At 71.6% G+C, this 26678-nt stretch carries 22 protein-coding genes; 7 read left to right on the forward strand and 15 right to left on the reverse strand.

The window, feature by feature from the left end; all coding sequences use genetic code 11:
* Positions 1-151 precede the first annotated feature (151 nt).
* Positions 152-934: a 6-phosphogluconolactonase gene (gene pgl, locus ACFWBF_RS21715; protein WP_385236557.1), complete on the forward strand. Its 783-nt coding sequence runs from the start codon at positions 152-154 to the stop codon at positions 932-934.
* A 67-nt stretch (positions 935-1001) separates the two neighbouring features.
* Here pgl and pgi read toward each other — a convergent pair whose 3' ends face one another.
* From pgi to ACFWBF_RS21780, 13 genes are all read right to left on the reverse strand, one after another.
* Complete coding sequence (gene pgi / locus ACFWBF_RS21720) at positions 1002-2657, reverse strand: glucose-6-phosphate isomerase (protein WP_385604372.1); 1656 nt, start codon at positions 2655-2657, stop codon at positions 1002-1004.
* Between the two features lie 138 nt (positions 2658-2795).
* On the reverse strand, positions 2796-3131 hold the full coding sequence (locus ACFWBF_RS21725) for an RNA polymerase-binding protein RbpA (RefSeq protein ID WP_008741068.1): 336 nt from the start codon (positions 3129-3131) through the stop codon (positions 2796-2798).
* Positions 3132-3310: 179 nt separating this feature from the next.
* Positions 3311-3538, reverse strand: a complete 228-nt coding sequence (secG, locus tag ACFWBF_RS21730) for a preprotein translocase subunit SecG (protein WP_385236560.1) — start codon at positions 3536-3538, stop codon at positions 3311-3313.
* 144 nt (positions 3539-3682) lie between these two features.
* The gene (gene tpiA / locus ACFWBF_RS21735) at positions 3683-4459 is read right to left on the reverse strand and encodes a triose-phosphate isomerase (RefSeq protein WP_385604243.1); all 777 of its coding nucleotides are present in this window, start codon (positions 4457-4459) and stop codon (positions 3683-3685) included.
* A 6-nt stretch (positions 4460-4465) separates the two neighbouring features.
* Complete coding sequence (locus tag ACFWBF_RS21740) at positions 4466-5677, reverse strand: phosphoglycerate kinase (protein WP_385604246.1); 1212 nt, start codon at positions 5675-5677, stop codon at positions 4466-4468.
* A gap of 141 nt (positions 5678-5818) precedes the next feature.
* Positions 5819-6823: a type I glyceraldehyde-3-phosphate dehydrogenase gene (gap, locus tag ACFWBF_RS21745; RefSeq protein ID WP_385604249.1), complete on the reverse strand. Its 1005-nt coding sequence runs from the start codon at positions 6821-6823 to the stop codon at positions 5819-5821.
* 208 nt (positions 6824-7031) lie between these two features.
* A complete protein-coding gene (locus tag ACFWBF_RS21750; RefSeq protein ID WP_385604252.1) occupies positions 7032-9995 on the reverse strand; it encodes a M14 family zinc carboxypeptidase in 2964 nt (987 codons plus the stop codon).
* A gap of 140 nt (positions 9996-10135) precedes the next feature.
* A complete protein-coding gene (whiA, locus tag ACFWBF_RS21755) occupies positions 10136-11131 on the reverse strand; it encodes a DNA-binding protein WhiA (protein ID WP_365920770.1) in 996 nt (331 codons plus the stop codon).
* Complete coding sequence (gene yvcK / locus ACFWBF_RS21760) at positions 11122-12192, reverse strand: uridine diphosphate-N-acetylglucosamine-binding protein YvcK (RefSeq protein ID WP_385604254.1); 1071 nt, start codon at positions 12190-12192, stop codon at positions 11122-11124. The genes whiA and yvcK overlap by 10 nt, the downstream gene beginning before the upstream one ends.
* On the reverse strand, positions 12189-13172 hold the full coding sequence (gene rapZ, locus ACFWBF_RS21765; RefSeq protein WP_385604258.1) for an RNase adapter RapZ: 984 nt from the start codon (positions 13170-13172) through the stop codon (positions 12189-12191). Before rapZ ends, yvcK begins: the two co-directional genes overlap by 4 nt.
* On the reverse strand, positions 13169-15181 hold the full coding sequence (gene uvrC, locus ACFWBF_RS21770; protein ID WP_385604261.1) for an excinuclease ABC subunit UvrC: 2013 nt from the start codon (positions 15179-15181) through the stop codon (positions 13169-13171). Before uvrC ends, rapZ begins: the two co-directional genes overlap by 4 nt.
* Positions 15182-15458: 277 nt before the next feature.
* Positions 15459-16295 (reverse strand): hypothetical protein, encoded by an 837-nt coding sequence (locus tag ACFWBF_RS21775; RefSeq protein ID WP_385604264.1) that lies wholly within the window; start codon positions 16293-16295, stop codon positions 15459-15461.
* A 5-nt stretch (positions 16296-16300) separates the two neighbouring features.
* Positions 16301-16900, reverse strand: a complete 600-nt coding sequence (locus tag ACFWBF_RS21780) for a papain-like cysteine protease family protein (protein ID WP_385604267.1) — start codon at positions 16898-16900, stop codon at positions 16301-16303.
* A gap of 250 nt (positions 16901-17150) precedes the next feature.
* On the opposite strand from ACFWBF_RS21780, the gene ACFWBF_RS21785 reads away from it, so the two are divergent.
* Positions 17151-18095: a hypothetical protein gene (locus ACFWBF_RS21785; RefSeq protein ID WP_385604270.1), complete on the forward strand. Its 945-nt coding sequence runs from the start codon at positions 17151-17153 to the stop codon at positions 18093-18095.
* Positions 18096-18145: 50 nt separating this feature from the next.
* Here ACFWBF_RS21785 and ACFWBF_RS21790 read toward each other — a convergent pair whose 3' ends face one another.
* Positions 18146-18616: a Rieske (2Fe-2S) protein gene (locus tag ACFWBF_RS21790; protein ID WP_385604273.1), complete on the reverse strand. Its 471-nt coding sequence runs from the start codon at positions 18614-18616 to the stop codon at positions 18146-18148.
* A 114-nt stretch (positions 18617-18730) separates the two neighbouring features.
* Between ACFWBF_RS21790 and ACFWBF_RS21795 the strand changes: the two genes are divergently transcribed.
* Complete coding sequence (locus ACFWBF_RS21795; RefSeq protein ID WP_385604276.1) at positions 18731-19627, forward strand: carbohydrate kinase; 897 nt, start codon at positions 18731-18733, stop codon at positions 19625-19627.
* Positions 19628-19744: 117 nt separating this feature from the next.
* On the forward strand, positions 19745-20395 hold the full coding sequence (locus tag ACFWBF_RS21800) for an NAD(P)-dependent oxidoreductase (protein WP_385604279.1): 651 nt from the start codon (positions 19745-19747) through the stop codon (positions 20393-20395).
* A gap of 122 nt (positions 20396-20517) precedes the next feature.
* Here the strand turns inward: ACFWBF_RS21800 and uvrA are convergent, their stop codons facing one another.
* Complete coding sequence (uvrA, locus tag ACFWBF_RS21805) at positions 20518-23505, reverse strand: excinuclease ABC subunit UvrA (RefSeq protein ID WP_385604283.1); 2988 nt, start codon at positions 23503-23505, stop codon at positions 20518-20520.
* A gap of 187 nt (positions 23506-23692) precedes the next feature.
* Here uvrA and ACFWBF_RS21810 point away from each other — a divergent pair, with 187 nt between their 5' ends.
* From ACFWBF_RS21810 to ACFWBF_RS21820, 3 genes are all read left to right on the forward strand, one after another.
* Positions 23693-24385, forward strand: coding sequence for a maleylpyruvate isomerase family mycothiol-dependent enzyme (locus tag ACFWBF_RS21810; protein WP_385604286.1), 693 nt, complete (start codon positions 23693-23695; stop codon positions 24383-24385).
* 9 nt (positions 24386-24394) lie between these two features.
* The gene (locus ACFWBF_RS21815) at positions 24395-25051 is read left to right on the forward strand and encodes an MBL fold metallo-hydrolase (RefSeq protein ID WP_385604289.1); all 657 of its coding nucleotides are present in this window, start codon (positions 24395-24397) and stop codon (positions 25049-25051) included.
* Between the two features lie 161 nt (positions 25052-25212).
* Positions 25213-26529 carry an MFS transporter gene (locus tag ACFWBF_RS21820; protein WP_385604375.1) on the forward strand — a complete coding sequence of 439 codons (1317 nt, stop codon included), beginning with the start codon at positions 25213-25215 and terminating at the stop codon, positions 26527-26529.
* Positions 26530-26678: the final 149 nt, after the last annotated feature.

A 26678-nucleotide genomic window follows, 5' to 3' on the forward strand; every position in this document is an offset into this window, starting at 1 on the left:
TGTGTGTTGTTTTTTTTTTTTCTTCCCCCCCCCCCCCCCCCCCCGCGCCCCCCCCCCCCCCGGGGGGGGGGGGGGGGGGGGGGGCCCCCCCCCCCCCCCCCCCGCGGCGGTACCCGTACCCGATCTACCGACAAGGCGGCAGCACATGGGTATGACGACTCCCCAGGTCGTCGTCCACCGGGACAAGGAGCTGATGGCCCAGGCCGCGGCGGCCCGGCTCATCACGAAGATCGTGGACGCACAGGCGGCCCGCGGCACCGCGTCCGTGGTGCTCACCGGCGGCCGCAACGGCAACGGCCTCCTGGCCGCGCTCGCCGCGGCCCCGGCCCGGGACGCCGTCGACTGGGCCCGGCTGGACCTGTGGTGGGGCGACGAGCGGTACGTCCCCGCCGACGACCCGGAGCGCAACCACACGCAGGCCCGTGAGGCCCTCCTGGACGCCGTCCCGGTGGACCCCGCGCGCGTGCACGCCATGCCCGCCTCGGACGGCCCGTACGGGGCGGACGTGGACGCCGCCGCGGCCGCGTACGCCGAGGAGCTGCGCAAGGCCTCCGGCCCCGAGGACCACGGCCCGGTCCCCCGCTTCGACGTGCTGATGCTGGGCGTCGGCCCGGACACGCACGTGGCCTCGCTGTTCCCGGAGCACCCGGCGTCCCGCGAGACCGAGCGCACGGTGGTCGGGGTGCACGGCGCCCCGAAGCCCCCGCCGACCCGGATCTCGCTGACCCTCCCGGCGATCCGGGCGGCCCGCGAGGTCTGGCTGCTGGCGGCCGGCGAGGACAAGGCCGGCGCGGTGTCCATCGCCCTCGGCGGCGCGGGCGAGGTCCAGGCCCCGGCCGCGGCCGCGTACGGCCGCTCCCGCACCCTGTGGCTCCTGGACCGGGCGGCGGCGGCGAAGCTGCCGACCGGGATGTATCCCCCGGCGTCCTCCTGACCCGTGCGCACCAGGGCCCGCCCCCCGATCCGTTCGGAGGGCGGGCCCCGGTGCGTTCTCGGCGGTGTCAGCTACGGCCGCGCAGCCGACGGTAGTTGTCCACCAGCGCCCGCGTCGAGGGGTCCAGGGAGTCCACGTCTGCGCCGCCGGTCAGGGCCGGCTCCAGCCGCTTCGCCAGGACCTTGCCGAGCTCCACGCCCCACTGGTCGAAGGAGTCGATGTTCCACACCGCGCCCTGGACGAACACCTTGTGCTCGTACAGGGCGATGAGCTGGCCCAGCACGCGCGGCGTGAGTTCCGTGGCCAGGATCGTGGTCGTGGGGTGGTTGCCCTGGAAGGTCTTGTGCGGCACCAGTGCCTCGGCGACGCCCTCCGCCCGGACCTCCTCGGCGGTCTTGCCGAAGGCGAGCGCCTGGGTCTGCGCGAAGAAGTTCGCCATCAGCAGGTCGTGCTGGGCCTCCAGCGGGGCCGACAGCTCCCCCACGGGCCGTGCGAAGCCGATGAAGTCCGCCGGGATCACCCGGGTGCCCTGGTGGATCAACTGGTAGTACGCGTGCTGCCCGTTGGTGCCGGGCGTGCCCCACACCACGGGGCCCGTCTGCCATTCCACCGGATTGCCGTCCCGGTCCACGGACTTGCCGTTGGACTCCATGTCCAGCTGCTGCAGGTACGCCGTGAAGCGCGACAGGTAGTGGCTGTACGGGAGCACCGCGTGCGACTGGGCGTCGAAGAACGCCCCGTACCAGATCCCCAACAGACCCAGCAGCAGCGGCGCGTTCTCCTGCGCCGGCGCGGTCCGGAAGTGCCGGTCCATGTCGGCGAAGCCGGCCAGCAGTTCGCGGAAGGCGTCCGGCCCGATCGCGACCATCAGCGAGAGACCGATCGCCGAGTCGAAGGAGTAGCGGCCGCCGACCCAGTCCCAGAACTCGAACATGTTGGCCGGATCGATGCCGAATCCGGCGACCTTCTCACCGTTGGTTGACAGGGCCACGAAGTGCCGTGCCACGGCCGCCTCGTCGCCCCCCACGCCCGCCAGCAGCCACTCGCGCGCCGAGGTGGCGTTGGTGATGGTCTCGATGGTCGTGAAGGTCTTGGAGGCGATGATGAAGAGCGTCTGCTCCGGGTCCAGGTCCCGCAGGGCCTCGTGCAGGTCGGCGCCGTCCACGTTCGACACGAAGCGCAGCGTCAGGCCCCGGTCGGTGAAGGCGCGCAGCGCCTCGTACGCCATCGCGGGGCCGAGGTCGGAGCCGCCGATGCCGATGTTGACGACGTTCTTGATGCGCTTGCCGGTGAAGCCGGTCCACTCCCCCGACCGGACCCGGTCGCAGAAGGCCGCCATCTTGTCGAGGACGGCGTGGACGGCGGGGACGACGTTCTCGCCGTCGACCTCGACGACCGCGTCCGCGGGTGCGCGCAGCGCGGTGTGCAGGACCGCCCGGTCCTCGGTCGTGTTGATCTTCTCGCCGCGGAACATCGCGTCGCGCAGCCCGGTCACGTCCGCCGCCACGGCCAGCTCGCGCAGCAGCGCCAGCGTCTCGTCGGTGACGAGGTGCTTGGAGTAGTCGATGTACAGGTCACCGACCCGCAGGGTGTAGCCGGCTCCCCTACCGGGATTCGTCTCGAACAGCTCCCGCAGATGCGTCTGCCCCAGCTCTTCCCGGTGCTTGCCGAGAGCGAGCCACTCCGGCATCCGGTTGAGCTTCGTACGGCTGTCTGCGTTCATCTCGGACATCAACCCACTTCTTCCGTCCTGTCGTGCCCCGCCGCTCTCCAACCTAAGGGATCGGAAGCGGGACAACCGACACAAAGAAGCCCGGCCCGCGGAGAGATGCCTCCGCGGGCCGGGCCGGACGTCACGAACTCAGATCTCGCCGCGCAGTTTGGCGAGCGCTTCGGCGAGGATCGCCTCGCCGTCGGCGTCGGTGCGCCGTTCCCGTACGTACGCCAGGTGCGTCTTGTACGGCTCGGTGCGCGGCGGCGCGGGCGGGCTGTCCCGGTCCTGGCCGGCCGGGAACCCGCAGCGCGGGCAGTCCCAGGTGTCCGGCACCTGCGCGTCGCTGGCGAAGCTCGGCTGCGTCTCGTGCCCGTTCGAGCACCAGAAGGAGATGCGCAGGCGGGGCGCGGACTCGCCGCGCTCGGCCTCACCCATCGGCCCCGCTCCGACCCGACTACCACGGATCGCGTTGCCACTTGCCACGGTCGTAACTCCCTGCGTGATGGTGCCGCGAATCGTGAGTGGATTCCGTCGCGGGCGCCCAAGTCTACGTAAGGCCCAACGCGCGTCCAGCGACCGGAGTTACCTATTCCAGACGTGAACGCCGGACCTCATGATAGGCCGGGGGGAGCCGACCGGACTGCCGGAATGGCGAGAACGCCTCAGCTGGACTTCATGAGCAGGCCGAGCGCGACGATGCTCGCGAACCACAGCAGACCGATCACCACGGTGATGCGGTCGAGGTTGCGCTCCGCGACCGAGGAGCCGCCGACCGACGACTGCATGCCGCCACCGAACATGTCGGAAAGGCCGCCGCCCTTGCCCTTGTGCATCAGCACGAGCAGCATCAGCAGGGCGCTGAAGACGATCAGGGCGATCTGGAACCCCATAATCACGGCTGATTCCTACTTTCTGGCTTTTCTGGCTTTCCGGCTTTGCTGAGATGTGCAGCGGGGGCCAGTGGCTGATGGTTCAGCCTCCTGGCCCCCGCAAGGGTACGACGGATCCGCCCTACCGCATACTCACAGCGAACGTCACTGGTCGCGGAACCGGACGATCTTCACGAACTCCTCCGGGTCCAGCGCCGCGCCGCCGATCAGGGCGCCGTCGACGTCGGGCTGGGCCATGATCGCCGCGATGTTGCCGGACTTCACCGAGCCGCCGTACTGGATGCGGACCTTGTCGGCCAGCTCCTGCGAGTACAGCTCCGCGAGGCGGCCGCGGATGGCACCGCAGACCTCCTGCGCGTCCTCGGGGGTGGCGACCTCGCCGGTCCCGATCGCCCAGACGGGCTCGTACGCGATCACGATGGACTCGACCTGCTCGGCCGGGACGTCCTTGAGGCCGCCGTCGACCTGGGCCAGCGTGTACGGCACCTGCTGGCCGGCCTTGCGGATGTCCAGGCCCTCGCCGACGCACAGGATCGGGGTGATCCCGTTGCGGTAGGCGGCCTTGACCTTGGCGTTGCAGACCTCGTCGTTCTCGGCGTGGTACTGGCGGCGCTCGCTGTGGCCGACGGCCACGTACGTGCACTGCAGCTTGGACAGCATCGGGCCGGAGATCTCGCCGGTGTAGGCACCGGAGTCCTGCGCCGAGATGTCCTGGGCGCCGTACTTGATCTTCAGCTTGTCGCCGTCGACCAGGGTCTGGACCGAGCGGAGGTCGGTGAAGGGCGGCAGGACCGCGACCTCGACGGCGTCGAAGTCCTTGTCGGCCAGGGCGAAGGCGAGCTTCTGGGTGTGGGCGATGGCCTCAAGGTGGTTGAGGTTCATCTTCCAGTTGCCCGCCATCAGCGGGGTACGCGTGGTCATACGGGTTCAGACCTCCAGTGCGGCGAGGCCGGGGAGCGTCTTGCCCTCGAGGTATTCGAGGGAGGCGCCGCCACCGGTAGAGATGTGGCCGAAAGCGTTCTCGTCGAAGCCGAGCGTGCGCACGGCCGCGGCCGAGTCGCCACCGCCGACGACGGTGAAGGCGTTGCTGTCGACGAGGGCCTGCGCGATGGCGCTGGTGCCTCCGGCGTAGTCGGGGTGCTCGAAGACGCCCACGGGACCGTTCCAGAAGACGGTCTCCGCGTCGGTGATCTTCGACGCGTACAGCTCACGGGTCCTGGGACCGATGTCCAGACCCTCCTTGTCGGCGGGGATCTTGTCCGCGTCGACGGTGATGAACTCGGCCGGGGTCTTGCCCTTGAGGTCGGGGAAGTCCTTGGAGGCCAGGATGTCGACGGGGAGGACCAGCTCGACGCCGGTTTCCTCGGCCCGCTCCATGTACTCCTTGACGACGTCCACCTGGTCCTTCTGGAGCAGGGAGATGCCGACCTCGTAGCCCTTGGCGTAGAGGAAGGTGTAGGCCATGCCGCCGCCGATCAGGATGCGGTCGGCCTTGCCGAGCAGCTCGTCGATGACGGCGAGCTTGTCGGAGACCTTGGCGCCGCCGAGGATGACCACGTACGGGCGCTTCACGTCGGCGGTCAGCTTCTTCAGGACGCCGACCTCGGTGGCGATGAGGTAACCGGCCGCGTGCGGGAGGCGCGCGGGCAGGTCGAAGACCGAGGCGTGCTTGCGGTGGACAGCGCCGAAGCCGTCACCGACGTAGACGTCGGCCAGCTCGGCGAGCTGGTCCGCGAAGGCACCGCGCTCGGCGTCGTCCTTCGAGGTCTCACCGGCGTTGAAGCGGAGGTTCTCGATGACGGCCACCTGGCCGTCGGCGAGCGCCGCGACGGTCTCCTTGGCGGAGGCGCCGACGGTGTCGGTGGCGAAGGCGACGTCCGCACCGAGCAGCTCACCGAGGCGGGTCGCGGCCGGGGCGAGCGAGAAGGCCGGGTCCGGGGCGCCCTTGGGGCGGCCCAGGTGGGAGGCCACGACCACGCGGGCGCCGGCCTCGGCGAGCTTCGCGATGGTGGGCTGGACGGCGCGGATGCGGCCGTCGTCGGTGATGGCGCCGCCCGCGAGCGGCACGTTGAGGTCGGCGCGGACGAAGACCCGCTTGCCGGAGACACCTTCGGCGAGAAGTTCGTCGATCGTCTTCATATGTGTTTCTACTCCTTTTCCCATGGGCTTGCGGCCCCTGCGGGGGGGCGAGAGGGACGAGGCAGACAACAGGGCCCGTGCGGCGCTTCGTCGCGCAGCCCGGACCCTGTTGCTCACATTGTGGTGCCTTGCCCTACGTGCTTAGAGCTGACCGCCGACGAAGACGGTCAGGTCGACGAGACGGTTGGAGTAGCCCCACTCGTTGTCGTACCAGCCGATGACCTTGACGTTCTTGCCCTGGACCATGGTCAGGGAGGAGTCGAAGGTGCAGGAGTACGGCCAGTTCACGATGTCGGAGGAGACGATCGCGTCCTCGGTGTAGTCGAGGATGCCCTTGAGCTGGCCCTCGGCTGCCTTCTGGAAGGCGGTGTTGACCTCGTCCTTGGTGACTTCGCGCTCGAGCTCGATGACGAGGTCGGTGACGGAGCCGGTGGGAACCGGGACGCGCATCGCGATGCCGTCGAGCTTGCCCGCCAGCTCCGGGATGACCAGCGCGGTGGCCTTGGCGGCACCGGTGGTGGTCGGGATGATGTTCTCGGCGGCGGCGCGGGCGCGGCGCAGGTCCGAGTGCGGGAAGTCCAGGATGCGCTGGTCGTTCGTGTACGCGTGGACCGTCGTCATCATGCCCTTGACGATGCCGAAGTTCTCGAGGAGGACCTTGGCCATCGGCGCCACGCAGTTGGTGGTGCAGGAGGCGTTGGAGATGACGTGGTGGTTGGCCGCGTCGTACTTGTCCTGGTTGACGCCCATCACGATCGTGATGTCCTCGTCCTTGGCCGGAGCCGAGATGAGGACCTTCTTCGCGCCCGCGGCGATGTGCTTGGCGGCGTCGGCCTTCTTGGTGAAGATGCCGGTCGACTCGATGACGATGTCGGCACCCAGCTCACCCCAGGGGAGGTTCGCGGGGTCGCGCTCGGCGAAGGTCTTGAAGGTGTTGCCGCCGACCGTGATGGTGTCGGCGGTGTGGGAGACCTCGTGCTTGAGGCGGCCCAGGATCGTGTCGTACTTGAGCAGGTGGACAAGCGTCGCATTGTCAGTCAGGTCGTTGACACCGACGATCTCGATGTCCGCTCCCTGCTCAAGGAGCGCCCGGAAGTAGTTGCGGCCAATTCGGCCAAAACCGTTGATGCCTACGCGGATCGTCACGAACCGATCTCCTCGTTGGTGCGCCGGTAAGTCCGCCGGCGAGCTGTATGGGAAGTCCCCGACCGCTTACGACCCTACCTCTCTGTGAGCTTCCGGGTGACATCGGCCGGGGCCGGACACGCCCCGAGGCCCCGTGGCGAACAGCCAGGCACGGGACCTCGGGACTTTGGTCCCCGTCACTCAGGGTGAGTGGCGGGCGGGCCGCTGATCAGCGGTTCAGGGATCGAAGCGCCTTACCGACGAGTACGGCACGGTCGGCCGGTGCCGGCAGGTGCTCCAGGCCGAAGCCGAGGAGCACCGTGTCACGCGTAGTGACCGCCGCATAGGACTTGAACAGCTCCCCGGACCGGGACCAATCGCCCGGAACGTCGGGACTTCCGGCAGGTGCGCCCTGAGCGGTCCAGGCCCCGAGCGAGGTCTCGAAGCCCTCGACGGTCCGGTCGGCTCCACCCACGTTCAGGCGCGCCTCGTCCGCGAAGACACCGCGACCGCCCGAACCGGGGTCGGTGATGTAGGAGAGCGAGACCTCGACGCTCTTGCCCGCGTAGGCGCTCAGGTCGAAGGAGACCTGCTTCCAGCCGCCGGAGGAGCCGGTGAGGCTGTTCCAGGCCCCGCTCGTGCCCTGCGGGGTGCAGCCGCCGGCGTCGAGGGTGAGGTAGCGGCGCAGGAACGGGTGGCCGTTGACGAAGAAGCCGCCGCCGCACTCCTCCGGGACGGCGGTGGAGCTCAGACCGCCCGCCTCCGGCAGGGTGGTCCAGTCGTCCCCGCCGACGGTGTGGGACTCCAGGACCGCGTGGTCGTAGCCCTCTTCGGTGTTCCAGTTCAGGGCCATCTTGAGCTGCGGCTTGTCGGCCGCGGCGACGCCGGTCAGGTCGATGGTGCGGGTCAGGCGCTTCCAGTCGTCGTCGACGTGGGTGGCCGAGGCCATCCCGGTGCCGGCGTAGGGCGCGTACGGGTTCACGACCCCGGCGTACTGGCCGGCCTGCGCGCTCTTGAACTGCGGGAACTGCGCGGGGGCCAGGGTCTCGGAGGTCACCGTGTAGGACCCGGGAGCGTTGAGCGGGTTGCCCGCCGCGTCCCCGAGGCCGCCCTTGGCCCCGGCGAGGGGGCCCGCGCCGGTGAACCCGGTGGGTCCGCTGACGCTCGCCCGGCCGTAGGCGCCGAGCCAGTACTGGCTGAAGTCGTCGGTGACGGCGCGGCCGACCTGGGCGTTGCCGCCCGCCAGCTCACCGGCCTCGATCAGCTTGCCGCCCTCGTTCAGGAAGTCGCGCACCGCCAGCTGCGTGGCGCCGCCGGGGGTCTTGGCCCCGGTGTAGTGGACGGCCGTACGGAAGTGGGAGAGGACGCCCAGGTGGTGCGGCGCTCCCTGGACGGCGACGTCCCAGACGGCCGCGGACCTGCCGTTGGCTCGCAGTGCGTCGACGTACGTCTGGGCCTGCCGGGCCGCGGCGCCCTCCTCGGCGATCACCAGGACGTCCGCGTGCGGCCGCTCGGCCACCGTGTACGTGAAGTGCTCGCTGGAGACCTGCTTGCCCGAGGAGCGGTCGCGGCCGGTGAACCAGACCTCGACCTTGTCGCCCGGTTTGGCGCCGTCCACCTTGGCCCGGTACTCGTCGAACCAGTTGTTGTCGTCGCCGCCGTAGACGTCCCCGCCCTTCCAGGCCTTGAGGTCCTCGTCGTGCGTCCGGCCGCCGTTGACGCGGAAGTTGAGCTCCTTGTCCTGGAGCGCCTTGCGGGCCGTGACGGAGACCGTCTGGTCCTCACCGCGGGTCACGTAGGAAGTGGTGAAGGGGTCCAGGGTGAAGTCCGCGGCGCTCAGGCCCAGGGAGGACGCGGGCCGGTCCGGGTGTGCGGCGCTCTCGCCGACCGCGAGGGCGAAGGGGATGTTCTTGGCGAACTCCGCCTGGATGAGCTTCTCGTCGTCCGGGAAGTTGAAGCCGGAGAGGCAGTCCTCGGGCTTCCACCGGTCGTTCGGGTCGCTCTCGGAGGCCGTCTGGCAGGTGGTCATCTCCGGCGTGAACATCATGACGCCGTTGACGTTGGAGGCGTGGCCGTCGGCCTCGCCGTTGGTCGTGTACAGCTCGGAGGAGACCTGCGGGTAGTAGCCCGGGACGGCCGGGTTCTCCGGGGTGCCGGCCAGCGCCTTGTAGGCGATGTCGTCCGGGGTGGGGGTGGCCACCTGCCAGCCCACGCCGTAGAGCAGCAGTTCGGCGGCGGAGTGGTAGTTGACGGCGTAGTCGAAGCCGATGCGCTTCTCGAAGCGGTCGAGGGCGACGGTCTCGGGCTCGGAGGACGCCTTGGGGCCGCGGTAGGTCTCGCTCGACTGGTTCGGGGAGGAGCCCTCGTCGTCGTAGCCCCACTTGTAGGGGAAGTTGCGGTTGAGGTCGATGCCGTCGCCTGCGGTGATCTTGCCGTCGCCGTTGTTGTCGCGCAGGTTCTTGCGCCACAGCCGCTGGCCGTCGGGAGCGTGCGTGTAGTCGTACCCGTCGGGGTTGGCGGAGAGCAGGAACCACAGTTCGGTGGAGTCCACCAGCTTGGTGATCCGCTGGTCCTTGCCGTAGTTGTCCAGGGTGTGGTGCATCAGCCGCCGGGTCATCTCGGGGGTGATCCACTCGCGGGCGTGCTGGTTGGACATGTAGAGCACGGACGGCTTGTCGCCGTCCTTGGTCTTCTTGGCGTTCTTGGTGACCTTGAGGGCGAGGATGTCCTTGCCCTGGACGGTCTTGCCGATGGAGACGACCTTGGTGAGGCCCGGGTTGGCCTGTGCGGTCCGCAGGATCTCCTCCTGGAGGCCGCCCTTGCCGCTGTACGGGCGGAAGACCCCGTCGCCCGCGGCCTCGGCGCGGGCCGCGGCTTTGTCCGGGACCTTGTGCTCGGCGAGCTTGACGCCCCGGGCGGCCAGTTCCCTGGCCTGGTCGCCGGTGAGGAAGAGCTCGACCTTGGCGGTCCCGGTGTCGGGTGCGCGTTCGGAGAGCTCGTGGGCGTCCTGGCCGGCGGCGAGGATCAGCGGAACCTGTTCCTTGGTGATGTCGGCGTCGTAGACCCGCACCTCGTCGGCAGCGGTGTTCCCGGCCGGCGCGGGCAGATTCTGGGCCGCCGCGGGCAGCGCGGCCAGTGTGGTTCCGAAGACGAGTGCGCTTGCGGCGAGGATCGATCTCGCGCGGTGCCTCATGTGCCCCCCTGGGCGTCGTCTGCCACGAAAGCTTCGGACGACAGGCTCACGATCAGCCCATGCTCATGTCAATGGGGCGTACCGGGAAGAGGCCCGCACGAGTGAGCGCGCGGGCCCCTTCCGGCCTACCGGCCACAGCACTAGCCGGCCATGTTGTCGGCCATTTCCTCGCTGAGGTCGAGGTTCGACTCGGTGCCCGGGATGCCGAGGTCCTGGGCCCGCTTGTCGGCCATCGCCAGCAGGCGGCGGATACGGCCCGCGACGGCGTCCTTGGTCAGCGGCGGGTCGGCGAGGGCGCCCAGCTCCTCCAGGGAGGCCTGCTTGTGCTCCATGCGCAGCCGTCCGGCCGCGGCGAGGTGCTCGGGGACCTCCTCGCCGAGGATCTCCAGCGCACGCTGCACCCGGGCTCCGGCGGCCACCGCGGCGCGCGCCGAGCGGCGCAGGTTGGCGTCGTCGAAATTGGCGAGGCGATTGGCGGTGGCGCGGACCTCGCGCCGCATCCGCCGCTCCTCCCAGGCCAGCACCGAGTCGTGGGCGCCGAGCCGGGTCAGCAGGGCGCCGATCGCGTCGCCGTCCCGCACGACGACCCGGTCCACGCCGCGGACCTCGCGCGCCTTGGCCGCGATGGAGAGGCGACGGGCGGCGCCGACCAGCGCCAGGGCGGCCTCCGGGCCGGGGCAGGTGACCTCCAGGGAGGAGGAGCGGCCCGGCTCGGTGAGCGAGCCGTGGGCGAGGAAGGCCCCGCGCCAGGCCGCCTCGGCGTCACAGGTGGCCCCGGAGACCACCTGCGGGGGAAGACCCCGGATGGGGCGGCCGCGGCCGTCCACGAGGCCGGTCTGGCGGGCCAGCTGGTCGCCGCCGGCGACGACCCGGACGACGTACCGGTTGCCGCGGCGCAGTCCGCCGGGAGCCATGATCACCAGGTCCGAGGAGTGCCCGAAGATCTCCAGGATGTCCTTGCGCAGGCGGCGGGCCGCGATCCCCGCGTCCAGCTCCGCCTCGATCACGATCCGTCCGCTCACCAGGTGCAGCCCGCCCGCGAACCGAAGGATCGCCGAGACCTCCGCCTTCCTGCAGCAGGTGCGGGTGACGGGGAGGCGGGCGATCTCATCCTTCACCGCGGGCGTCATCGCCATGGGCCGATCCTTCCATGCATCCGAAAAATACGGTCGTACGCGGCGGCGAGCAGCTCCGGATCATGCTTCGGAGAACCGTCTTCCCTGGCCACGGGCGCCAGCTCGACCGCGGCACCGAACCGTTTTGCGGCATCGGCGAGTGACTCGCGGTCGGGCACGGCGGCCTCGTCGGCCAGCACCACGTCCAGGGCGAGTTTAGGGGCGTGTCGGGCCAAAACCTCCAAATGACGCTGCGGAGAGAAGCCCTCTGTTTCACCGGGTTGCGGAGCGAGGTTCAGCGAGAGGACCCGCCGGGCCTTGGTCTCGACGAGCGCGTCGAGCAGTTGCGGCACCAGCAGGTGGGGGATGACGGAGGAGAACCAGGACCCCGGGCCGAGCACCACCCAGTCGGCGTCCAGCACTGCCGCGACGGCCTCCGGCACGGCCGGCGGGTCGCTCGGCACGACCTGTACGGAGAGCACCTCGCCGGGCGTGAGCGCCACCGTGGCCTGCCCGCGCACGGTGTCCACCTCCTCGGGCCGGGCCGGGTCGTGGCCCTTGACCAGCGCCTGGAGCTCCAGCGGAACCGCCGACATCGGCAGTACGCGGCCCTGCGCGCCCAGCAGCCTGCCGACCAGGTCCAGGGCCTGGACGGGGTCGCCGAGCTGTTCCCAGAGGGCGACGATCAGCAGGTTGCCGACCGCGTGCCCGTGCAGGTCGCCCTGGGACTGGAAGCGGTGCTGGATGACCCGGGCCCAGGTCTGTCCCCAGTCGTCGTCCCCGCACAGCGCGGCCAGCGCCTTGCGCAGGTCGCCGGGCGGCAGTACGCCGAGCTCCTCGCGCAGGCGTCCGCTGGAGCCGCCGTCGTCGGCGACGGTGACCACCGCGGTGAGGTCGCCGGTGATCCGCCGCAGGGCGGCGAGGGAGGCCGACAGACCCATGCCGCCGCCCAGCGCCACGACCTTGGGTGCGACCACCTTGGGGACCGCGCCGCGGCGCAGGCCGGTACGGCTCGCGCCGTCCTCGGCCCGGCCGGAGGTGAGCCGTCGCAGGCGGCGCAGCCTCAGGGTGCGTCCGGTCACTCGCGCCCCATGTCCCTGTGGACGACGACGGTCTCGACCCCTTCGGAGGCGAGGCGGGCGGCGAGCTTCTCGGACATGGCGACGCTGCGGTGCTTGCCACCCGTACAGCCGACGGCGATGGTCACGTACCGCTTGCCCTCGCGGCGGTAGCCGGTGGCGATGAGCTGGAGCAGCTCGGTGTAGCGGTCGAGGAACTCCTTGGCGCCGGGCTGGCTGAAGACGTAGCCCGACACCTCCTCGTTGAGCCCGGTGAAGGGGCGCAGCTCCGGGACCCAGTGCGGGTTGGGGATGAAGCGGCAGTCCACGACGAGGTCGGCATCGACGGGGAGGCCGTACTTGTAGCCGAAGGACATGACGGTGGCCCGCAGCTCGGGCTCCTCGTCGCCCGCGAACCGGGCGTCCATCTTGGCGCGCAGCTCGTGCACGTTGAGGCTGGAGGTGTCGATGACCAGGTCGGCGTCGCCGCGCAGCTCGCGCAGCAGGTCGCGCTCGGCGGCGATGCCGTCGACGATGCGGCCGTCGCCCTGCAGGGGGTGCGGGCGGCGGACCGACTCGAACCGGCGTACGAGCGCGTCGTCGGAGGACTCCAGGAAGACGATGCGCCGGGTGACGCCGCGGGACTCCAGGTCGGCGAGGGACTCGCGCAGGGCGTCGAAGAACTGGCGGCCCCGGACGTCGACGACGACGGCGATGCGCGCCACATTGCCCTGCGAGCGGGCGCCGAGCTCCACCATGGTGGGGATCAGCGCCGGCGGGAGGTTGTCGACGACGAACCAGCCGAGGTCTTCCAGGCACTTGGCCGCGGTGCTGCGGCCGGCCCCGGACATCCCGGAGATGATCACCAGCTCGGGGATGGCCGCCTCGGCGGTATCGCCGGGCTCCACTGTCAGGCCCGTACTCACCTGTGCTCCGTCTCGGTCGTGCGCGGTCTCGTGCTCGGTCTCGTGCTCGGTCTCGTGCTCGGACTCGTGCTGGGTCATTGCTCGGTCCCCCGTTCGGACGATGCCCCCGCCGGCGCGGGGGTCTCATCCTCAATGATCTCTCCTGTCGCCATGTTGACGGCAGGACCGGCGGGAACCGCGCGGGCGAGGGCCGCGGCCACGGTCTCCGCCGTCTTGCGGCCTATGCCCGGGACCTCGCAGATCTGGTCGATTGTCGCCTGTCTCAGCTTTTTCACCGAACCGAAGTGCTTGATCAGGGCCTGCTTGCGGCTCTCGCCGAGGCCGGGCACCTCGTCCAGCGGGCCCGATGTGAAGCGCTTGGCGCGCTTGTTGCGCTGGTACTGGATGGCGAACCGGTGGGCTTCGTCACGGACCCGCTGGAGCAGGTAGAGGCCCTCGCTGGTGCGGGGCAGCACGACGGGGTCGTCCTCGCCCGGCAGCCAGACCTCCTCCAGCCGCTTGGCCAGGCCGCACACGGCCACGTCGTCCACGCCGAGCTCCTCCAGGGCCCGCTTGGCGGCGGCGACCTGCGGCTGCCCGCCGTCGACCACGACGAGCTGGGGCGGGTAGGCGAAGCGCTTGGGGCGGCCGTCCTCCTCCGGGGCCTCGCCGTCAGCGCCGGGTTCGGGCGACCACTCCCCCGTCTTCAGCTTCTCCTGGAGGTAGCGGCGGAAGCGGCGGGAGACCACCTCGTGCATGGAGCGGACGTCGTCCTGTCCCTCGAACGACTTGATCTGGAAACGCCGGTATTCGCCCTTGCGGGCGAGGCCGTCCTCGAAGACGACCATCGAGGCCACCACGTCGTCGCCCTGGAGGTGGGAGATGTCGAAGCACTCGATGCGCAGCGGCGCGCTGTCCAGCTCCAGTGCCTCGGCGATCTCCTCCAGCGCCCGGGAGCGGGTGGTGAGGTCGCTGGCCCGCTTGGTCTTGTGCAGGACGAGGGACTGCTGGGCGTTGCGGTGGACGGTCTCCATGAGGGCCTTCTTGTCCCCGCGCTGCGGGATGCGCAGGCTGACCTGGGAGCCGCGGCGCTCGGCCAGCCACTCGGTGAGCGCGGGCGTGTCCTCCGGGAGCGCCGGGACCAGTACCTCCTTGGGGACGGCCTCGCCCTTCTCCTCGCCGTAGAGCTGCTGGAGGGCGTGCTCGACGAGTCCGGCCGTGTCGACGGCCTCGACCTTGTCGGTGACCCAGCCGCGCTGGCCGCGGACGCGGCCGCCGCGGACGTGGAAGATCTGAACGGCGGCTTCGAGCTCGTCCTCGGCGACCGCGATCAGGTCGGCGTCGGTGGCGTCGGCGAGGACGACGGCGTTCTTCTCCATGGCCCGGCGCAGGGCCCCCAGGTCGTCGCGCAGCCGGGCGGCCTTCTCGTACTCCATGTCCTCGGCGGCCTCGTGCATCCGCCCTTCGAGGCGGGAGAGGTAGGTGCCGGTGCGCCCAGCCATGAAGTCGCAGAAGTCCTCCGCCAGTTCGCGGTGCTCCTCGGGGGTGACCCGGCCGACGCAGGGTGCGGAGCACTTGCCGATGTAGCCGAGCAGGCAGGGGCGGCCGATCTGGGCGGAGCGCTTGAACACCCCGGCGGAGCAGGTGCGTACGGGGAAGACGCGCAGCATCAGGTCGACGGTCTCGCGGATGGCCCAGGCGTGCCCGTAGGGACCGAAGTAGCGCACGCCCTTCTTCTTGGGGCCGCGCATGACCTGGACCCGGGGGAACTCCTCGTTCATGGTGACGGCGAGGGAGGGGTAGCTCTTGTCGTCGCGGTACTTGACATTGAACCGGGGGTCGAACTCCTTGATCCAGGAGTACTCCAGCTGGAGCGCCTCGACCTCGGTGGAGACGACCGTCCACTCGACGGAGGCGGCCGTGGTCACCATCGTGGCGGTACGCGGGTGCAGCCCGGCGAGGTCCTGGAAGTAGCTGGCCAGGCGTTGGCGCAGGCTCTTGGCCTTCCCGACGTAGATCACCCGGCGGTGTTCGTCGCGGAATTTGTAGACCCCCGGGGAGTCGGGGATCTGTCCAGGCTTGGGGCGGTAGCTGGAAGGGTCGGCCATGCCAACCACCCTACTGGCGGGGTGCGACAACCGGACCGTTACCCCGCCCCGCCCCGCCCCGCGGCGACGGGGGTGCGTCCCGGGCGGGACGCACCCCCGGTGGGGACGCGCGGCGCGGGCCGGACCCGGCGGCGGGGCCGGCCGGTGCGGTGGGGGCCGCGCGCTGCCGTTCGCAGGCCCGGCCCGGGGGCCGCTTTCGCGGACGCGCCCCGGGCCTGACGTCCCGTGGGCGGGCGCCGGGGTCGCCGGCGCCCGCCCGTGGGGTGGAGCCCGATGCTCAGGCCCCCACCCGGGCCCGGCGCGACCTGCGCACCACGAGCGTGCCCAGCGCCCCGAGGGCGAGCGCGCCGGCCGCGGCGCCGGCGGCCGCGGGCACGGCCCGGTCGGCATCCGCTCCGCCCCCGGCCCCGGCCGCCAGGGCCGCGCCGTCCGCACCGGTCTGCGGATCGGCGTAGCCGCCGGCCTTGCCGCCCTTGGCGTAGGCGGAGCCGGGGAGCTTGTCGCCGTAGGCCTTGGTGACCCGGGCGCGGTAGGCGGTCAGGGTCGTGCCCCGCTCGCCCACCGCCCGTACGGCGTCCTCGTCCAGCGGCAGCACCCGGCTGCCCTGGGCCACGTACCAGGCGTCGATCTGCGGCTCCCGGAACACGGTGCCGCCGGGGAGTTTGGCGGCGCCGAGCTGTGCGTAGCGGAACTCGTCGTCGCCGGTGGCGATGTTCACCACCTGCCAGCCCGCCTCGGTCTTGGCGGTCCACAGGGCGGCCTGCTGGCCGTCGGAGGAGACCGCCTTGCTGGCGAGGAACTCCAGGCGGGCGACGCTCGCCCCGGGCTTGCCCGCGACGAAGTCCGGGGAGAGGTGGTTGACCGGGATCGCCTCGCCCTCGATACGGGGCTGCGCGGCGGCCAGGCCGACCTTGCCCTCCCGGGCGAAGAAGCGGGACAGCGTGGCCAGGGTGTCGGGCGCGGCCGCCGCCTGCGCGGCCGCGGCCCTGGTCTCGGCCGTGGCGGACTGGGGCTGGGGAACGGGCGCCGCCGAGGCCTGCGGAGCGAGGGCCAGAGCGGCGGTGGCGGCGAGGAGCGCGGCGGCGGCGCGCGGCGTCCGAGGTGCGTGGGCCATGGCGCTCACGCCCCGATCCGGTAGAGCGAGTGGGTCCAGGAGAAGGTGCTGTTGTCCACGTACCAGGCGTGCGAGGCCCAGTTGTAGCGGTCGCTGGAGGGCCACGGGTCGCCCCAGTAGACCCAGCTGTTGGCGGTGTCGTAGCCGTAGATGACGTGCATGTGGCCGCCGCCGTTGGACCACTGGATGCGGGTTTCGACGGGGCGGTCGGCGTTGATCTCGGTCTGCACCGTGGGGTAGCGCAGCCAGCCGGTCACGTACGACCCGGAGTTGATGCCGGCCCAGTCCAGGGCGGTCTGGACGTTGCCGAGGGAGGCCTGGTTGTTGGGGCAGTCGTAGCCCTGCTGTCGGTTGAAGGCGGCGTTGCAGAACTGGTTCTGGCTGTAGTTGCGGCCGAACCAGGTGGCGATGGTGTTGCCGCTCGCGGCCCAGCACCAGTTGGTCTTCGCTTGCGCCTGCATGGTGATGTTCAGGCGCTTGGACGAGAGAGCGCTGTCCGCGCTGTCCGGTGCGGCATCGGCGGCGGTGGCGATGCCGGTGGGCAGGGCGAGGAGCAGGGTGGTGAGGAAGGCGGCCTGGGTGAGCCGCCGGTTTCGGTTGCGCATCGCGTTCCTCCCGAGGTGGGGAGTGGGGGGTGGAGGACCGCGTCCGGACGCTGTGGAGGAGCATCGTGGTGTTGTCGCGAGCAGGTCAACACGTTTCAATACGCCGTGACATCGAGGTGTGAACGGTGGGACTGCGGTGTGAACGTCCGCCGTCCATTCACCCGGGCCCACCTGGACCCACCTGGGCCCGGGCGTCACCGCCGGGGGCATCCCGCCCCATCGTGCGTGAACGTTCACAAGAGGAGCTGCCATGCGCCCGACCGGGGACAGCACGCCCGAGCTGGCGCGCCTCCTGCGCGCCGGGCCCTTCCACCTCGCCCTGCGTGCCGCGCTCACCGCCCGCGGACTGCCCCTGCACCGCGTGCAGCACCGGCTCGCCGCCCGCGGCATCAAGGTCGGGGTGACGAGCCTGAGTTACTGGCAGCAGGGCGCCCGGCGACCTCGCCGCCCCGAGTCGCTGAAGGCCGTACAAGCGCTGGAGCAGATCCTGGAACTGCCCGACGGCACCCTGCTGCGGCTGCTCGCCGCGCCCGAGGCGACCGCCGCCGGACCCGAGGCGGGCCGGCCGTCGGCCCGCCCGTACCGGGCGCTGATCAGCGTGGGCGCGGCCGTCGAGGAGCTGCTCGTCGGCATGGAGCTGCCCGCCGACGGCGGTCTGCACACGGTCGGCCACCAGGAGAGGGTACGGATCGGACCCGCCGGGCAGCTGCTGGGCCGCGCGTCGCAGCACGTCGTACGGGCCCACCGCGACGGCATCGACCGGTACGTGGCCGTGCACCACGGCGACCCCGGCTGCGACCCGGCCCGGGTACGGGTGCGGGCCGACGAGAACTGCCGGACGGGGCGGGTGCGCTGGCACCGCGAGGCCGGGGTGGTCGTCGCCGAGCTCCTCTTCGACGCCAGGCTGCGCGCCGGGGACACGTACGTCTTCGGCTACGGCTTCGAGGACGGCACCGGCGGCCGCAGCGCCGAGTACGTGCGCGGCTTCGCCTACACGGGCGGGCAGTACGTGCTCCAGGTCCGCTTCGACGAGGCGGCCCTGCCGGTGCGCTGCCGGCGCTTCAGCCGGACGGCGCCGGGCGCGCCGCCGGGGCAGGTCTCGGACCTGACGCCGAGCGGGCGGCACCGGGCGGTGCACCTGGTCGAGCCGTGCGTGGGGCGCGGGATCCTCGGGATCGCCTGGGACTGGGAGTGAGCCCGGCGGCAGACCGGCGGCAGCCCGGCGGCCCCTCGGCGGCCCCTCGGCTAGCCGGCGATGATCTTGCCGCCCTCGACCTTGACCGGGACCTCGGGCAGCGGGTCGGTGGCCGGGCCGCGCAGCACCTTGCCGGTCGTCACGTCGAAACGGCTGCCGTGGCACGGGCAGTTGCCCTCACCCTCGACGATCTTGTCCAGGACGCAGCCCGCGTGGGTGCACTGCGCGCTGAAGGCCTTGTACTGACCGGCTTCCTTGCAGCTGACGACGAGCTTCGACTTCCGGAACAGCGTGGCGCCGCCGACCGGGACCTCGCTCGCGGCGCCCAGCTCCACCGGTTCGGCGGGGACCGCCGGGGCGCCGGCGGCGGTGCCGGTCCCGGTCCCGGTCCCGGTGGAACAGGCCGCGAGGGTCAGTCCGGCCCCGGCGGCCCCGGCGAGCGCGGCAGCGCCCTTGAGGACGGTACGGCGGGCCGGGGGCACCTCCCAGGGGTAGCTGGGGGAAGACTGCGACGCGGACATGGGGCTCCCTGACGTTCGGCGTTCTCGACGGCTGCCCCCGACGGCTGCCGGGTTCTCGACGCGGTGTTCGGCCCACCCGACGATACCGCCGCCCGATGGGATACCTTCCCCCGCGTGATCGTCGTCGGCGGAGAAGCCCTGATGGACCTGGTGCCCGTGGCGCAGCCGCCGGGCGCGCTGCTGCCCCGGCCGGGCGGCGGACCGTACAACACCGCCCTCGCGCTCGGCAGGCTCGGGGCGCAGGTCGCCTTCTGCTCCCGGGTCTCGGCGGACGGCTTCGGCGAGAGCCTGCTGTCCGGGCTGCGGGCGGCCGGGGTCGACCTGTCGCTGGTGCAGCGCGGCCCGGAGCCGACCACCCTCGCCGTGCCCTCGCTGGCCCCGGACGGGTCGGCCGCGTACGGCTTCTACGTCGAGGGCACGGCGGACCGGCTGTTCGAGCTGCCGCCCGCGCTGCCCGCCGGGGTACGGGCCCTCGCGCTCGGCACCTGTTCGCTCGTGCTGGAGCCCGGGGCGAGCGCGTACGAGGCCCTGCTGCGCCGGGAGTCCGGGCGCGGGCTGCTGACCCTGCTCGACCCCAACATCCGGCCGGCGCTGATCGCGGACCCCCCGGCGTACCGCTCGCGCTTCCTGGAGTGGCTGCCGTACGTGTCGGTGCTCAAGCTGTCGCAGGAGGACGCGGCGTGGCTGGGCGGCCGGGTGTCCGACTGGCTGGCGGCGGGGCCCTCGGCGGTGGTGCTGACCCGGGGCGCGGCGGGCCTGACGGTGTGGACGCGGGGCGGCGCGGAGCACTCCGCGGCGGCGCGCCGGGTGGCGGTGGCCGACACGATCGGCGCGGGCGACACGGTGAACGCGGCGCTGCTGCACCGTCTTTCGGGCCCTGCCGGTTCGTCGGACCCGGCCGACTCCGCCGACTCCGCCGACTGGCCCGACGTACTGGCCTACGCCGCCCACGCTGCCGCGCTGACGTGCACGCGGCCGGGCGCGCAGCCGCCGTACGCGGCGGAGCTCTGACGCTTCGACCCGCGCTCCACCGGCCCGCGAGCCGGCGGCCTCGCGCGCGATGGCACCCTGAGGGCGAAACAGGGGTGAGCCACCGCTCATCCACCCCTCTGGTCCGGGAGCTCAGGGATGAAGATCACGGTGTTCGGAGCCACGGGCGGCGTCGGCCGCGAGGTCGTCCGGCAGGCGCTGGCGGCGGGCCACGACGTGACGGCAGTGGTCCGCGATCCGGCCCGGCTGGGCGTGCCGGCGCACGACGGGCTGGAGGTGGCCGTGGTGCCCGACCTCACCGACGCGCAGGCCCTCGTCCCGCTCCTGGCGGGCCGCGACGCGGTGATCTCCGCCCTGGGCGCGGGCACCAACAAGCAGGCCAAGCGCAGCCCGGTCACCGGCCCCGCGGTACGGGCCATCCTCGCGGCGATGGACCGCGCGGGCGTGAGCCGCCTGGCGGCGGTCAGCGCGGCGCCCGTCGGCCCGGACGTCCCGAGCGACGGCGTGATCGCCCGGAAGGTGCTCCTGCCCGTCCTGCGGCGGGCCCTGCGCGACCTGTACGCGGACCTGGCGGTCATGGAGACGGCGATCGGCGCGAGCAGCGCCGAGTGGACGGTGATCCGCCCGCCGCGCCTGCTGAACAAGCCGCGCACCGGCAACTACCGCCGGGTGATCGGCGCCAACGTCCCCGACGCCCGCACCATCTCCCGCGCGGACGTCGCGGACGCCCTCCTGACCACCCTGACCGACCCGACAACGAAGAACCAGGCGGTAGGCATCGCGTCCTGAAATCCAGCCCCGCCGGCGTTTGAGGCGCGGGGCCCGGGGCGGAGCCCCGGCAAGGCGTCGCACGCGACGAGGGGGCCCGGCCGCCAGGCCGAGCCCCCTCCCGCCCAAGCCGAGCGCAGCGACTACGCCTTGCGGGCCCGCGCCGTCGCCTTCTTGGCCGGAGCCGCCTTCTTCACCGCGGCGACCGCCTTCTTCGCGGCCACCGCCTTCTTCGCCGGGGCCTTCTTCGCCGCGGTCCGCACCGGAGGCGCCCCCGCGTCGGAGATGCGGTCCGCCCCCAGGATGTCCCGCAGGAACTTGCCGGTGTGGCTCGCGCCCACCGACGCCACCTGCTCGGGGGTGCCCTCCGCGACGACGAGTCCGCCGCCGTAGCCGCCCTCGGGGCCCATGTCCACGACCCAGTCCGCCGTCTTGACGACATCGAGGTTGTGCTCGATGACGATCACCGTGTTGCCCTTGTCCACCAGGCCGGACAGCACCTTGATCAACTTGGAGATGTCCTCGAAGTGCAGGCCCGTCGTCGGCTCGTCCAGGACGTAGACCGTCCGGCCCGTCGAGCGCTTCTGGAGCTCCGAGGCCAGCTTCACGCGCTGCGCCTCACCGCCCGACAGGGTCGGCGCCGACTGCCCGAGCCGCACGTACCCGAGGCCGACCTCATTGAGCGTGCGCAGGTGGCGGGCGATCGTCGGGACGGCCTCGAAGAAGTCCAGCGCCTCCTCGATCGGCATGTTCAGGACTTCCGCGATGGACTTGCCCTTGTAGTGGACCTCCAGCGTCTCCCGGTTGTACCGGTCGCCGTGGCACACCTCGCAGGGGACGTAGACGTCCGGCAGGAAGTTCATCTCGATCTTGATCGTGCCGTCGCCGGAGCAGTTCTCGCACCGGCCGCCCTTCACGTTGAAGGAGAAGCGGCCCGGCAGATAGCCGCGCACCTTCGCCTCCATCGTCTCCGCGAAGAGCCTGCGCACGTGGTCGAAGACACCGGTGTACGTCGCCGGGTTCGACCGCGGCGTGCGTCCGATCGGCGACTGGTCGACATGCACGACCTTGTCGACCAGGTCGTCCCCGTCCACCCGCGTGTGCCGCCCCGGCACCGAGCGGGCGCCGTTCAGCTCGCGCGCCAGGTGCGTGTAGAGGATGTCGTTGACGAGAGTGGACTTGCCCGAACCCGACACACCGGTGACCGCGGTGAGCACACCCAGCGGGAAGGACACGTCGATGTCCCGCAGGTTGTTCTCCTTGGCGCCGTGGACGGTCAGCTTGCGCTCTCCGTTCACGGGACGGCGTACGTCCGGCAGCGGGATGGACCGCTTGCCCGACAGGTACTGGCCCGTCATCGAATCGGGGTTCTTCAGCAGGTCCTTCAGTGAACCGCTGTGCACCACCTTGCCGCCGTGCTCGCCCGCGCCCGGACCGATGTCCACGACCCAGTCGGCCACCTTGATGGTGTCCTCGTCGTGCTCGACCACGATCAGGGTGTTGCCCATGTCCCGCAGCCGCACCAGCGTCTCGATCAGCCGGTGGTTGTCCCGCTGGTGCAGGCCGATGGAGGGCTCGTCCAGTACGTACAGCACGCCGACGAGGCCGGAGCCGATCTGCGTGGCCAGCCGGATGCGCTGCGCCTCGCCGCCCGAGAGGGTGCCGGCGGCGCGGTTCAGCGAGAGGTAGTCCAGGCCGACGTCCACGAGGAAGCGGAGCCGCTCGTTGACCTCCTTGAGGACGCGCTCGGCGATCTTCTTGTCGCGGGCGTCGAGGCGCATCTGCCCCAGGAACTCCGCGCACTCGCTGATCGACATCGCGGCGACCTCGGCGATGGACTTCTCCATCACCGTCACGGCGAGCACGATCGGCTTGAGCCGGGTGCCCTCACAGGTCGGGCAGGGCACCTCGCGCATGTAGCCCTCGAAGCGCTCGCGGCTGGCGTCGCTCTCGGACTCCGAGTGCCGGCGCTTGACGAACGGAACGGCGCCCTCGAAGGCCGTCGTGTACGCACGCTCCCGCCCGTAGCGGTTGCGGTAGCGGACCTCGATCTGCGTCTTGTGCCCGTACAGCAGGGCCTTCTTCGCCCGCATCGGCAGGCCGGCCCACGGGATGTCCGTACGGAAGCCGAGCTCCCCGGCGAGCGCGCCGACCAGCCGCTGGAAGTACTCCTTGGTGTGGCCGAGCGACCACGGCGAGACCGCGCCCTCGTCCAGGGACTTGTCCTCGTCCGGGATGATCAGCTCCGGGTCGACCTCCATGCGCGTACCGATGCCGGTGCACTCGGGGCAGGCGCCGAAGGGCGAGTTGAAGGAGAAGGAGCGCGGCTCCAGCTCCTCGAAGGACAGGTCGTCGTACGGGCAGTAGAGGTGCTCGGAGTACATCCGCTCACGCTCGGGGTCGCCCTCGTCGAGGTCCACGAAGTCCAGGATCACCATGCCGCCCGACAGCCCGAGGGCGGTCTCGACGGAGTCGGTGAGCCGGCGCTTGGCGCCGTCCTTGACGGTGAGGCGGTCGATGACCACCTCGATGGTGTGCTTCTCCTGCTTCTTCAGGGTGGGCGGCTCGGAGAGCTGGATGGTCTCCCCGTCCACCCGGGCCCGGCTGTAGCCCTTGGTCTGAAGATCGGCGAAGAGGTCCACGAACTCGCCCTTGCGCTCGCGCACGAGCGGCGAGAGCACCTGGAAGCGGCTGCCCTCCGGGAGCGCGAGCACCTTGTCGACGATCGCCTGGGGCGACTGCCGCGAGATCGGGCGGCGGCACTCGGGGCAGTGCGGCTTGCCGATGCGCGCGAAGAGCAGGCGGAGGTAGTCGTAGACCTCGGTGATGGTGCCCACGGTGGAGCGCGGGTTGCGCGAGGTGGATTTCTGGTCGATCGAGACGGCCGGGGAGAGGCCCTCGATGAAGTCCACGTCGGGCTTGTCCATCTGCCCGAGGAACTGGCGGGCGTACGAGGAGAGCGACTCGACGTAGCGACGCTGGCCCTCGGCGAAGATCGTGTCGAAAGCCAGGGAGGACTTGCCCGACCCGGAGAGTCCGGTGAAGACGATGAGTGAGTCGCGGGGCAGGTCGAGCGAGACGTTCTTGAGGTTGTGCTCGCGAGCGCCACGAACGATGAGACGGTCGGTCACGCCGGTCCGCACCTTTCTTGAGAGAGCGGGGGCACGGGCCCCCGTCCCAGGGTATGGGGGGCGCCTCTGCGATGGAGTTGCTGTCTGGACTACCGAGCGTATAGCACGCACATTCGATTTACGGCACTCCGCGGACCGCTTCACCCGATCGTGTGGCCCCGCACTCGGGAACCACTAGGCTCGAACCATGAATGATCATGTGCACGACCTGCGATCTGTACGTGAAGCCACGGAGCGACTGCTGACCGCGGCCGCGAAACTGGACAACGCCGCCCTGGCCGAGCAGTCACACCTGCCGGGCTGGACCCGCGGCCACGTCCTGGCACACCTCGCCCGCAACGCCGACGCCCTCGTCAACGTCTTCGAGGGGCGTCCCATGTACGAGAGCGCCACCGCCCGTGACGCCGACATCGAGCGCGACGCCGGCCGGCCCCTGGAAGAACAACTGGCGGACGTCCGTGATTCCGCGGCCCGCTTCCTCGCCACCACCGAGCCCGACCAGGACTGGTCCCGCACGGTCGAGCTGCGGGGCGGCGTCACCGACCTCGCCGCCAATGTGCCCTTCCGCCGCTGGGTCGAGGTCGATCTGCACCACGTCGACCTGAACATCGGCTACGAGCTCGCCGACCTCCCCGCCGAGTTCACCGCCCGCGAGATCGGCTTCCTCGCCGACCGCTGGTCCGGCCGCCCCGAGGTGCCCCCGGTCACGCTGAAGGCGGCCGCCGGCGACCGCACCTGGCACACCGGCGGCGCCGAGGGCACCCCCGTGACCCTCACCGGCCCCGCGGACGAGCTCCTGGGCTGGCTGGCCGGCCGCGGTCTCAAGGGAGCCCGCCTGTCCGTCGAAGGCGGCCCCCTTCCCGCCCTCCCGGCGCTCTAGGATCGAGCCATGACGTACAGCGGAGCGGTCAAGGTCGGCGGTGCCGCCGACGTGCACGAACTCGCGGACCTGATGATTTCCAAGGTCGCGGTGGGCCCCATGAACAACAACGCCTACCTGCTGCGCTGCCGGGCCACCGGCGAGCAGCTGCTGATCGACGCGGCCGCCGAGGCGGCCACGCTGCTGAACCTGATCGGCGACGACGGCATCGCCTCCGTCGTCACCACCCACCGCCACGGCGACCACTGGGGCGCCCTGCAGGAGGTCGTCGCCGCGACCGGCGCGCGGACCTACGCGGGCGCCCACGACGCCGAGGGCATTCCGGTGGCGACCGACGTGCTCGTCGCCGACGGCGACACCGTGCGCGTCGGGCGGGTCGAGCTGACCGCGCGGCACCTGGTCGGGCACACCCCCGGTTCGATCGCGCTCATCTACGACGACCCGCACGGCCACCCGCACGTGTTCACCGGCGACTGCCTCTTCCCGGGCGGCGTCGGCAACACCTGGGGCGACCCGCAGGCCTTCGCCAGCCTCATCGACGACGTCCGGACCAAGCTCTTCGGGCAGCTGCCCGACGAGGCCTGGGTCTACCCGGGCCACGGCGACGACACCACCCTCGGCGCCGAGCGGCCGCACCTGGACGAGTGGCGCGAGCGCGGCTGGTAGCGGCGGGCACGGGGCCGCGGTCAACATCGCGCGCCCCGTGCACTCCTTTCGGTCGATGCTGACCGAACGCACGTCCTGGGGGCCGGGGACGGGGTAATTGCTGCACCATGCCAAAAGCCCCTTCTCCGTCCCCCGCTCCGTCCCTCTCCCGGTCCCCCTCGATGCTGCGGCTCGCCTCGGCCTCCCTCGCCGGCACCGCGATCGAGTTCTACGACTTCTTCGTGTACGGCACCGCCGCCGCCCTGGTGCTCGGGCCGCTGTTCTTCCCGTCGTTCTCGCCCCTCGCCGGCACCCTCGCCGCCTTCGGCACCTTCGGGATCGGCTTCCTCGCCCGCCCGCTGGGCTCCGCGCTGTTCGGCCACATCGGCGACCGCCACGGCCGCCGCCCCGTGCTCCTCGGCTCCCTGCTGCTCACCGGCGTCGCCACCGTGGCCGTCGGCTGCGTGCCGACGTACGGCTCCATCGGCACGGCCGCCCCGATCCTCCTGCTCCTGCTGCGCTTCCTGCAGGGCCTGGGCCTCGGCGGCGAGTGGGGCGGCGCGGTGCTGCTGACCGCCGAGCACGCTCCCGAGGGGCGGCGCGGGCTGTGGTCGAGCTTCCCGCAGATCGGCCCGGCCGTGGGGTTCCTGCTGGCCAACGGCCTGATGCTGACCTTGTCCGCCACCCTCACCGACGGGCAGTTCCGGTCCTGGGGCTGGCGGGTGCCGTTCTGGGCGGCCGGGCTGCTGGCACTGGCCGGACTGTGGCTGCGCCGCACCGTGGAGGAGACCCCGCAGTTCCGCGCCCTCACAGAGACCGGCCGCCGGGCCGAGGCCCCGCTGGCGGAGGTCCTACGGGGCCACTGGCGGCTGCTGCTGCTCACCGGCGGGGCGCTCGCGGTCGGGTACGCCGTCTTCTACGCGGTCACCACCTGGTCCCTCGCGTACGCCACCGAGCACCTCGGGGTGCACCGCACGCCGATGCTCGCCTGCATCATGGCGGCGGTCGCGCTCAAGGGCCTGGTGACCCCCCTGGTGGCGCTGCTCGGCGACCGTCACGGCCGGCGGCCCCTGTGTCTGATCGGCTGCGCGGCCTGCGCGTTGTGGATGTTCCCCTTCGTGGCGCTGCTGCGCACGGCCGATCCGCTGCTGATGACGCTGGGCTTCGTGGGCGCCCTGTTCGGCATGGTGACGATGTTCGCGGTGGTCGGCGCGTACCTGCCGGAGCTGTACGCCCCGCGCATCCGCTGCACGGGCGCGGCCGTCGGCTACAACCTGGGCGGTGTGCTGGGCGGGGCACTGACCCCGATCGTCGCGACGGCGCTGGCGGAGGGCTCGGGTCCGCCGTGGGGCGTGGCGGCGTACCTGACGGGGGTCGCCCTCGTCTCGCTGGCCTGCTTCGCGCTGCTGCCCGAGACGAATCCGGTGCTCGTACGGGCCCGGACGGGCGCGGACGCGGTCGCGGGAACGGGGGCGGCCGAAGCGGCCGCCCCCGTATAGCTCCGCACGACGCGGATCAGGTCTCGATGCTCTCGGGGCGGGGGGGGGGGGGGGGCCCCCCCCCCCGGGGGGGGGGCCCCCGGCGGGGGGGTGTTGTTGTGCAAACAGCCCCCGCCGACGAGACCCCCGGGGAGGGGGGGGGGTGTGAA

Source organism: Streptomyces sp. NPDC060028 (genome assembly GCF_042736725.1).
In the GTDB taxonomy this organism is placed as follows: Bacteria; Actinomycetota; Actinomycetes; order Streptomycetales; family Streptomycetaceae; genus Streptomyces.